Source organism: Nostoc sp., from assembly GCF_036917975.1.
GTDB lineage: Bacteria > Cyanobacteriota > Cyanobacteriia > Cyanobacteriales > Nostocaceae > Nostoc.
Window position 1 is genome coordinate 1 of sequence record NZ_JBALEJ010000055.1, and the last position, 8,358, is coordinate 8,358.

At 39.5% G+C, this 8,358-nt stretch carries 4 protein-coding genes; 1 reads left to right on the forward strand and 3 read right to left on the reverse strand.

The genetic code is table 11. The annotated features are described in order from the left end of the window. Positions 1-155 precede the first annotated feature (155 nt). On the reverse strand, positions 156-5,561 hold the full coding sequence (locus V7K76_RS23670) for a trifunctional serine/threonine-protein kinase/ATP-binding protein/sensor histidine kinase (protein ID WP_334776222.1): 5,406 nt from the start codon (positions 5,559-5,561) through the stop codon (positions 156-158). Between the two features lie 572 nt (positions 5,562-6,133). Between V7K76_RS23670 and V7K76_RS23675 the strand changes: the two genes are divergently transcribed. Beyond that, complete coding sequence (locus tag V7K76_RS23675; protein WP_334952117.1) at positions 6,134-6,751, forward strand: hypothetical protein; 618 nt, start codon at positions 6,134-6,136, stop codon at positions 6,749-6,751. Between the two features lie 385 nt (positions 6,752-7,136). Here the strand turns inward: V7K76_RS23675 and V7K76_RS23680 are convergent, their stop codons facing one another. Both V7K76_RS23680 and cas1 read right to left on the reverse strand, forming a co-directional pair. Beyond that, a complete protein-coding gene (locus V7K76_RS23680) occupies positions 7,137-7,376 on the reverse strand; it encodes a hypothetical protein (RefSeq protein WP_334952119.1) in 240 nt (79 codons plus the stop codon). Next, entirely contained in the window at positions 7,342-8,190 is an 849-nt protein-coding gene (cas1, locus tag V7K76_RS23685; protein ID WP_334952121.1) for a CRISPR-associated endonuclease Cas1, read from the reverse strand. The genes V7K76_RS23680 and cas1 overlap by 35 nt, the downstream gene beginning before the upstream one ends. Positions 8,191-8,358: the final 168 nt, after the last annotated feature.

Sequence of the window (8,358 nt, forward strand, 5' to 3'; positions counted from 1 at the left end):
TGCCCGCCCTCCGCGATCGCCTTTTTGTATGCTCAGTTAAGCAAATTCATACATAGCAAGCTTTTTGCGCTTTTCTATCCGTCGAACTCACGTTAACTCGACTTTATTCAAAATTCAGAACTTGATTCTCCTTATAGAGTAAAAATCCTAGTTTTTTACAAAGGAATTGTAATGATAAATTCTGTACCCTCACCCAAAACAGAGTTAAAATTCAATTTACCGCCGTGGGTTTCTTCGATGATTTGCCGAGCGATCGCTAATCCTAATCCTGTCCCTTTACCCACGGCTTTTGTAGTAAATAAGTGGTCAAAAATCTTTTGTTTTACTGATTCACTCATCCCCTTACCATTATCAACGATCGCAATTTTCACGCCTTCATTTACCAGTGAGGTTTTAATTGTAATTCGGTTGGGATTGTCCTTAATTTCTTTGAAAGTCCGTCCCGTATTTGATTCATCCAGCACATCAATGGCATTGGCAAGAATATTCATAAATACCTGATTTAATTGCCCAGGAAAACATTTAACTTGGGGGAAATTACCATAATCAGTTATCACTTCAATTGCTGGACGTTGTTCGTTTGCTTTCAGGCGATGTTTGAGAATTAAAATCGTGCTGTCAATACCTTCGTGGATATTAAACGGCACTTTATAATCTTTATCAGCGCGGGAAAAAGTTCTTAAACTAGTGCTGATATTTTCCAGGCGATCGCACGCCATCACCATTGAATCAATTATCTTGGGTAAGTCTTCTAAGGTATAACCCAAGTCAATTTCTTTGGCATGGTCAATAATTTCATCACCTGGATTGGGGAAACTTTCTTCATAGAGTTTGAAGTGTTTAACAATATCCGCAAGGCTGGGTTTAGCTTGTTGGAGGCTGGCAGAAATAAATCCCAAAGGATTATTCATTTCATGGGCTACCCCAGCAACTAAGTTACCCAGTGCCGACATTTTCTCACTTTGCACTATTTGTAATTGAGCTTGTTGTAAATCTTCTGATTTTTGCTGCAATTCGGCAAATGATCGCTCTAGCTGTTGGGCATTTTCTAGCGATCGCTGATAAAGTTGGGCATTTTCTATGGAAATTGCCGCTTGAGCGCAGAGTAAATTTAGCAGTTCAACGCGCTCGCTTGTGAACGCCCTCGTCGCTAAATTATTTTCTAGATATAAAATGCCCAGGAACTTACCTTGATGCAAAATCGGGCTACACAAAATACTATACGGCTGCTGACGCATGATATAGGGGTCATTGGCTAAGGTCGGATCAGCCGTTGCATCCAGCAGTACAACAGTCTGCTTGTTGTTCTTGACTTTGTAAATCATTTTTAGGGGAATGTCCTGGCTATCCTCAATGGGAAGGGGCTGCAACACAATTGGCTCCGAACCCTCAATAATTGACCCTTTAATTAGTAAGCGCTCGTCTCGCATGAGCATTAACACGCATTTATTAGCCCCCGCATTTTCGATGAGGATTCTAAGCAACGATGAAAGCAGTTTTCCCAGTTCGATTTCGCTTGAGATAGTTTGGGAAGCTTTGAGAATAGCAGCTAAATCAAGGGAATGGAAGATGCTGGTCGAAGAACTGGTAGAGGTAACGGTTCCCAAGGGGAAGACTGTTTCGTTGACCGAGAAAGCAGTGCGAGTTTGTTGGAGGATGGGAGCCAGCAGTTGGGGATAGCCTCTTTCCAAGTCGGCAACTTTGGCTTTAGCTCCCCAACGGGCATAACAATAGTATGCTTCTTGTATATATGCTTGAGCGACTTTTTCTTTGCCCCAGTCGAGGTAGAATTTGGCTGCTAATTCATTAGCTAATGCTTCTTCTTGGATATAGCCGTTTTCTTTGGCTCCAGAGATAGCCTTGTCATAAAACTCAATGGCTTCAGCTTTTTGTCCTAACACTCGACATTTTTCTGCTGACACCAAATCAACCTTATGCTGATGATTCATTGGGGCATGGTGCGCCCATTCCCCAAGTTTTTTCTGATTTACCCTAATAAGTTCAAGGGTATTTTGCTGCTCTAATTCTGAAGAGTTAAAAAATACAGCTAAACTTGCCAGAGACTCGTAATAGTAAAAAACAGGAACAATCCCTTGCCCCAATACACCGCCAATGTATTTGGCGGCAACAGTAGAAAAATCTACTGCCAAAGAGTATTCTCCAAATAAAAAGCAGAGTATGAGTTTGTGCAAGTATATACAATGAAGGACTTGTATACTGTTTTCTTTTTGATATTTTGGTAATAATTCTTCTTCGTTAAAGGCTTCACCAATTAAATAGCAAGGATTTTCGATATTTCCTATTATATTTAGAACAGCTTGTCGCTGAATTTCATTTAGCGCTAACTGAATTTGATGCTTAGTTTGCTGAATAACATTGCTTCGAGCCTGCATTTTTTGCTTTAACTCTGAAAGTTCTTGCCCAATCAGGTACGAAGTTTGACATTCATGAAAGCAATTCCAAGCTGTATTTTCTAAATCTCCAGTTTCTAGTCCAATTTGATAACCGCTCTGACCCAACAATAGAGAATGTTTGGGATGAGATTTCCAATGCTTAATAAAAGCCAACAAGAATAATAATGTCCGGGAATGGAACTGTTTATCTGATAGCTGGTTCAATAAATTCAAAGCTAATGTACCGAACTCATAGCCCCGTTCTATGTCATTTGATATACAGCAAAGCACCATCCCATACAGTGAATAAAATGTAGCTGAAGAAGACGAATTCCCGTACTTAATTGATAGTTCAATAGCAGAAACTACAGTTAATAAAAATAAATTTGGTGATGTTTGATAAGCTGGAACTACCAGAAGGTTTAGAAATCGCATCGCAGCCAATATATAAGCATCTGTCATTGTAGGAAGATAAAATAAATCTTCAATTTTCTGCTCGTGCAGAAGATTTGTAATATTTGCAAATGCTTCTTCCACATGAATGTCAGTGGGAAAATTAGAAATATTAACTTCTAGTAATTTTAATGTTTGCAGACAGATTTCAATCGCCTCTGTAAATCTCTCTTGAGCAATGCAAATACTAAGTTGAATTTCATAAACTTCTATCCGATCAAGTAAAGATTTGGCATTTTCTAAAATAATATCAGTCCACTGTTGTGTTTTTTCAAAGCTGCCAGTTAAGTAGTTAGCTTCAGCCGCCGCAATATATAGCTTCAGTGTGAGTTGATACTGACTTTGCCAACAATCTGACTGAAGTAGCTCAATCCCATTTTGGAGATATATTTTGGCGGCGGCATAGGCGGTAGAGTTTCTAGCTTTACTACTAGCTTTCAAGTTTAGTTGAGCTAAATCTTCCCGCTCCTGCTGTTGATTAATTAAGCCCTGTCCTAAATTCAAATGCCCGACAATATCAAACAGTTTTTCTTCTCGTTCTATTTCTGAGGAGTTTTCCTGAAGTAACTGTCCAATTTTGAGATGTGTTGCTTGCTTTTGTTCATCAAGAATCAGAGAATAGGCAGCTTGCTGTACTCGGTCATGTAAAAATTTATATTGTGCTACTTGTTCGCTACTATTCTCATGCTTTTTTTCCCACTCGCTACTCCCATATTCCTGATAAAACTTATAAACATCACTAATTGGTAAAATCAAGCCTTCCTGTAACGCTTTCCACAAACAAGTCGCAGTTTCAATTGACGATGATTCCGAAACAATAGCTAAAGTTGCTAAATCAAACTTATTGCCAATACAAGCAGCTAGCTGCAATACATTTTGCGTTGATTGCGGTAGTTTGCGTAATTGAAATGCCATAAAGGCAACAACATCATCTGTTAGCGCTTGCTGAGTTACCTGTGTAATGTCACATTGCCAATATCCTGATTCAAAGTTAAATTCAATTAATCCATCTTGATGCAATGCTTTGAGAAACTGTGTAGCAAAAAATGGATTCCCTTGAGTTTTTTGATAGATTAATTGAGAAAGAGGTGATGCCAAAGTTTCTGTACATTTCAGGGTGTCACCAACTAACTGATTTACTTGCTCTTGACTCAGTGGTGCTAAAGTAATTGTATTAATTGTTGCTTGACTTTTTTGAATCTCGCTCAAAGTCAACATCAATGGATGTGCTGGAGTGACTTCATTATCACGGTACGCACCAATTAACAGCATATGCTTTGTATCAGCCATCAATAGCTGTATTAACTTCAGCGATGCTGAATCTGCCCATTGCAAATCATCTAAGAACATCACTAATGGATGTTCAGCACTAGTAAAGACTTGGGTAAACTTTTGGAATAATAAATTAAATCGATTTTGTGCAGACGTTCCTGATAATTCTATGGCAGGTGGTTGTTCACCAATGATTTTTGATAATTCGGGGATAACTTCAATTATTACCTGTCCATTTTCCCCCACAGCCGATAATATTTGGTTTTTCCATTGCTCAATTTGTGCATCGCTTTCGGTTAACAATTGCCCCATTAAATCCCGGAATGCTTGCACAAATGCACTAAAGGGAATATTTCGCTGAAATTGGTCATATTTACCTTTGATAAAATAACCGCGTTGCCGCACAATTGGTTTATGAACTTCGTTGACAACCGCAGTTTTTCCAATTCCCGAAAAACCTGCTACCAGCATCATTTCTGTTGCACCAAGGCTAACTCGCTCAAATGCTTGCAGTAAGGTTGATACTTCGGTTTCTCTGCCATAGAGTTTGTCGGGAATGATAAAGCGATCGCACACATCCCTTTGGGCAATTTCAAAGTTCTCAATGGAACCCGTTTCTTGGAGTTGAGTTAAACAATTTTCTAAATCAAATTTAATTCCTAATGCACTCTGATAGCGGTCTTCGGCATTTTTCGCCATCAATTTAATCACAATGTCACAAAGAACTTGAGAAATCTCTCTCCTATCCCCTAACATTGGTGGAAGTTTTGCAATATGACAATGCACTAACTCCATTGAGTCATTTGACTGAAACGGTAATTCACCAGTCAGTAATTCGTAAAAAGTTACGCCCAAAGAATAGAAATCAGTGCGGTAATCAATCCCCCGATTCATTCTGCCAGTTTGTTCTGGGGAAATATAAGCAAGTGTCCCTTCTAAAACATTGGGATTGATGAGTGTTTGAGTTTCTCGTGGCAGTAAAGATGCAATACTAAAGTCAATTAATTTAACTTGTTTGGTTTCGAGATTAATTAAAATATTGGCGGGGTTAATATCTTTATGAATAATCCGCAAGCGGTAGAGTATATCTAAGGTATTGCATAGTGCGATCGCTATTTCTAAAAACTGTTGTAGAGATTGTCCCTTTCCCCTCACTCCCCATTCCTTGAGAGAAATCCCCCCAAAGTCTTCCATTACCAACGCATAACCATTCTGATAGTGTTCCAGGTTATAGGTTTGGACGATTAGAGGTGAGTTGAGATTTTTGGCAATAGTGTACTGATTGCGAAACGACAAGAGTTCAGAGAAGTTGGGATAAGGATTTTTCAGCAGTTTAATCACCACTGGTAAGGAGTCAGTCTCTCGATACCCTCGATAAACTAGAGTTTTGGAACCATTGTAGAGTAAATCATAGATGCGATATCCCGGAAAAGTACTAACCATGCTGCTAAATCCTTAAGGCTTTTAGATTTAGTATTCCCGGATATAGGAATCGTATTTGATTGCGTGAAAAAACTCAGTACACATCTATTCGCTTCTGTTCTGTTCCCTGTTCTCCTCCTACGCAAGTCAGTTTAGGAATCAAATCGGATTCCTCTATCTGAGGTTGTTTAACAAAAGAGCAAAAATTTACAAAGGAATTTCGCAACTCCCTAGCTAGTTGCGAAGGCTTATACTGCTGTTAGAAAATTTGACCCCTCAAAACTTTTTAAACACCCTCTAAGCAGTAACATTAAGTCTCAAATTTAAGAATTTAAAAAACGGTAGAGAGATTAAAAATCTACCGTTTTTTATATATGTTGAACGCGGTACTCAAAAGTCAAGTGATATTTTTCCTTGCTTTCTTGTGTTGGTGAATTTTGGGTATTTATTTCTCCACAGGTGTTAATTTTAAAGGATACAATGGCTCCAAGCCATTTAATTGCCAAATTCTAAATACCAATACAGCAGCAACAGTTAACTATACACAAGAAAGTGATAAAGCCATTCTCGCTACAGGATTAGTTTGCCAATAAATGACCGTCACCAGTACAGCTTTTAAATCTCAAAGCATTTACTGGCGTGAAGTTTGTGCCACAATGCTAGAAAGTCATCAGGAGGCTACAAAACTTAGATGCAAAGCAACAAAACAAGGTTTTGAAATGAACGTTTATGTTCCCTTGGAGTTGCCAGAACGCAAACAGCAGCAACGCCGACAGCCAAATGAACAGCCAGACAGAAACGATGTCTACAAGTTAACCCAAAAGAGTAACTCAATTCAACACATTGCTTCTAGTCCCAATCCAATGGCATTTGAACGACAATTAATTATGAGTAACCCTCTTTCCCATCCCGAAGATCCAGGCTTCCATTCATCTATTCAGGAGAATCTAAAACAGCTTTCTGCTCAGTTGGGATCTCCTTTGAACGAATTATCAGTCATGGAAATATACCAGAATGCGTGCGATCTACTAAGCCACGTTTCTCCATCACCTCTTACTCTTGCCCGCGTTGCCGGAACATTACTGGTTTACCGAGTCCAGGACACAGAACTGGAAGAATCCCAGTGGTTCAACAATCAAGTGAAACAATGTCTGGACGAAGAAAAAGTTGAGGAGTTAATTGAATCCATACATCGCACAGATGCTTTATAATCGCTGAAAAAGCGGAAGTTTCGCGCACATCGGATACCGCCGCATCATCTCTTGCAACACCACCGCCTCACCTTCTGGCGTAAATATCACACTACCTGACATTGCAATTACAATCCTCTGCCGCCTCGCGCACTCAAACCAATCCTTTACAGCAGATTTTACCTGCGTGGACTCCGGTTTTCTCCCCTCCTTACAAGCAGCCACAAATACGGCCTTCGGTGACTTTACCCCTTGCCAAGTTCGTAACACCTCCTTCAAATAAGCGATAGCCGTTCGCGCTAGTGTCTCTAAAGGAGAAGGTTTAAGAATAGCTTATCGCACCCAGTACATTCTCCCAACCTCGATTAACTGTCTGAGCTATCGTCTGAATCTAAATAATCTTTAATTATTTTAAGTCAGGAGAGTAATATTCTTGAATCTGTCCTTGTAAATACAAGATTAATTGTTTTGCTTGGATGTAAAACAGGTCTTCATAAGTACATTTGATTTTGATCTGGGGGTAGCTGATTTCCGTAGCCATCTTGACTTGGTAAGCACGGGTAATTGCTTGGGCTGCAACGAGCGGCAGTGTGTTTTCATCCCAGCATATATTAAAATCCTGCGGTGTTATATAGCCACGATTCAAAATAGTCTTCACGCAGGCGATCGCTAAGATTTGGAATTCTGTAGTTAGATTCGGTGATTAGTCCCTTGGTTTGGTGATGGTTTTGATGCCAGTAACCAAGATTAGGGTTTAGCCCCACTGAGAAAACAGCATTTTTGATTGATTCTTCCAAAAGATTCTCGCTAAAGTCAAGCATTCGGCAAACAGGGGAATTATCATGCCGCGAAGTAAATCTCCAATCCGGGTTTATGCACTGGGGAAGTATACGATAAAAAATCAGCATTGCCTGCCCAATTAACCCTTGCAATGAGGCAATAGAATCGTGGTTAGTAATGCAATTACTAAGATGTAAAATATCCTTGGAAGCTTGACTAATTTCTACAGCACCGTCACGCCCAGAGCGTTGTAAAAACCGCAGGAGGCGACGGAGGCGACCCCAGGCTGCACCTTGCATAATCTCGACTCTCATGGCATCGGTCATCATAGCTTGGCACTGCATGATATCTGCCCTGATTTTGTAATCTGGTTCAATCCTTCCCAAGAATTCGCCAGATTGAGAAAATAAAATTACTGGAATACGCCATCGCAGAATTTTTGTTAGCGCTGACGATTTAATTTCTGCTTCTGTTGCGATAATGGCACGAATATCCGTCAATTTAAATATGCTTTCTTGTCTACCTACAGTTATTTGTAATACCGATGGATCTGGATCTATGAGTTGAACTATTGCCCCCGGATTTAAATATAAAGTCATCCCCGATTGCTTTATTATTTCTACAAGTTTTGGACTTGGCTTTGGCACGTTTGTGTAAGCTCGATATTTAGTTGTCGCCATTATTAGTCTCCCAGAATCTGCCACCGTCAACTTTAACATTGAGTTTCAATCCCTAATAGGGAGTTAATGAAATTTGGCTCTTCCGGTAGTTTTATGGTGATTATTAAAATTCACCAAATTTTAATAACTATAATTTAGTGATGTCAATGACTACAATATAGATTCTAT

Excerpts from the sequence above, each read along its gene's own strand:
- V7K76_RS23670 (WP_334776222.1), bottom strand. The coding sequence starts at position 5,561 with ATGGTTAGTACTTTTCCGGGATATCGCATCTATGATTTACTCTACAAT.
- V7K76_RS23675 (WP_334952117.1), top strand. The coding sequence starts at position 6,134 with ATGACCGTCACCAGTACAGCTTTTAAATCTCAAAGCATTTACTGGCGT.
- cas1 (WP_334952121.1), bottom strand. The coding sequence starts at position 8,190 with ATGGCGACAACTAAATATCGAGCTTACACAAACGTGCCAAAGCCAAGT.